This is a genomic window from Mumia sp., from assembly GCF_028803055.1.
GTDB lineage: Bacteria > Actinomycetota > Actinomycetes > Propionibacteriales > Nocardioidaceae > Mumia.
On the sequence record NZ_JARBCJ010000323.1, the window covers coordinates 1 to 1,906 of the forward strand.

Sequence of the window (1,906 nt, forward strand, 5' to 3'; positions counted from 1 at the left end):
CTCACGGCGCCGGGTTTACTCGCCATCCTCCTGGGGCATCGAGTGGCCGCGGACGACACCCGGTGAGGTCTTCTCACCGGGTTAGTCGTGCGCGGCGGCGTTGGATGGGCGCTTGCCACGATTGCGTCCTCTACCCCGGGATCTGGAGCGGAAGCGGCCGACCCGGGTGGCGGTCGCGATCCGCGTCTCCGAGCGATACGCCGACACCTTGGCCGACGGCTTGCGGGACGCGGGCGCGGGCGTGTCATTGCGGCGGTCCGGCCGCGGTGTCCCGCAGTAGGCCACGGGTCGTGAACCTGTCCGAGCTGGACGCAATCGTTATGCGCGATCGACCCCGACCCCCTGCTGTGCAGAGGACAATGGCCTGAACGGAACGACGTCTCGTTGCCGCAGCACACTCAGACAAGGGTGGGATTGATGAGCATGGGGCCGGCGTCATGAGTGCAGAATCTGCACAGGCTCCCTTCTTCTTCGAGGCATACAGCCAGGCCTGGGCCCGGCGTATCGAATCAGGCGACCCGTCTCTTGACCTCCTCCGGTCGGAGGTCGACAGTGTGGTCGTTGGCGAGCTCGATTCGGACCTGTGGGAGGTCTACTCCTCCTTCTGGGAGCGGCGTGTGCCGCCGTCGAAACTGGGTAGAGAGTTCTCACGGATGGGGCTTCGGACCCTTGCCGAGGTTGTCCGGGCGACCTTCAGTCTGCTGCGATCGGCGCCACGTGAGCCTCGCTGGATGAAGGAACCCTCAAACGTCGAGATGCTCCGGGGTGCGCCGGAGTTTTGGAGGCTGCCGTTGAGCGAGGTGCCGATCTCGGTCGAGGAGACGGATCGTGAGTGGGTAGTGCGCGCTTGTGAAGCGACCGAGCTCGATGAGGGTGAGGTGGTGTACGACTTCGACGTCTGGCTCGAGCCGTCAGACGTGGACTCGAATCTGTGGACCGTGATGTTGGGGAGGCGACGCGTGGGTTCCACGAGAGTTCCCCACGATCGAAAAGATCTGCTCCAGCGGCTCGCGGCGAAGCGGGTATTCGTCGACGGCGGCCTTCAGGTCGACGTCACCCAGGATCCGCCCTCCCTCCGCCTCGGTGTCGCTCTTCCGCCGACAGGGGCGGACCTTCACGAGGACTGACCTCCCAGGAGGCCCGGTCCGCCCTGTGATCCGTCGCTACCGGACAGTAGGCTTCGAGACACAGTCTGTGCCGCACGTCACACCCGGAGGACCCGGCGGCGACCACCAGCCCGACGCCGAAGCGCCCGTACACGCAAGAGCGCCGACAAGAGGGCGGGCGGGGAGACGGAGGCTCCGACGCCGCACACGTTCGACTCGCTGAACCCGGCGACAGGCGACGTGGTCGGGACCTACCCGATCACCACGCCTGACGAGGGGGCCGCGGCCGTCGAACGCGCCCGGGTCGCCACCCGGTGGTGGACCGAACGATCCGCGACGGACAGCGGAGCAGCTCCGGACTGGCAGCGCCGTCGAGCACCAGCGTCGGTGTACGTACGCCCTCGAGCCGCGCTCGTGGCACGGTCCCGTCACCGAGCAGGGCGAAGTCGTACGCCAGGGTGGGCGCCAGCGCCTCGTACTCGGCCCAGACCGGGGTGTGGCGTACCAGCGTGACCATGTCCTGCGGCATGCCGGTGGTCGTCATGAGGCTGGCGACCGCATCGCCGAACCGCGCCGACCCGCGTGACGTGTCGGCCAGGATCGCCTCGAGCTCGCTGCGTGCCCGGCGCACGTTGGCGGCCCCGACGACCTCGCCGGTGTAGGGCGGCTCGTAGACGGCGAGGCGTCGAACCGGCACACCGGCAGCCACCGCCTCGAGCCCGAGCACGGCACCGGAGGACATCCCGAAGAGGCAGCAGGCATCCTCGCCCGCGGCACGGAGGACTGCGGCCAGGTCCTCG

General features: G+C 68.4%; 1 protein-coding gene and 1 pseudogene. One reads left to right on the plus strand and one right to left on the minus strand.

The window, feature by feature from the left end:
• Positions 1-437: 437 nt before the first annotated feature.
• Positions 438-1,127, plus strand: coding sequence for a hypothetical protein (locus PV363_RS17600; RefSeq protein ID WP_301023064.1), 690 nt, complete (start codon positions 438-440; stop codon positions 1,125-1,127).
• Positions 1,128-1,365: 238 nt separating this feature from the next.
• On the opposite strand, the pseudogene PV363_RS17605 reads toward PV363_RS17600, so the two are convergent.
• Positions 1,366-1,906 (minus strand): annotated as a pseudogene (locus tag PV363_RS17605) (hypothetical protein); the annotation flags it as partial.

Excerpts from the sequence above, each read along its gene's own strand:
- PV363_RS17600 (WP_301023064.1), top strand. The coding sequence starts at position 438 with ATGAGTGCAGAATCTGCACAGGCTCCCTTCTTCTTCGAGGCATACAGC.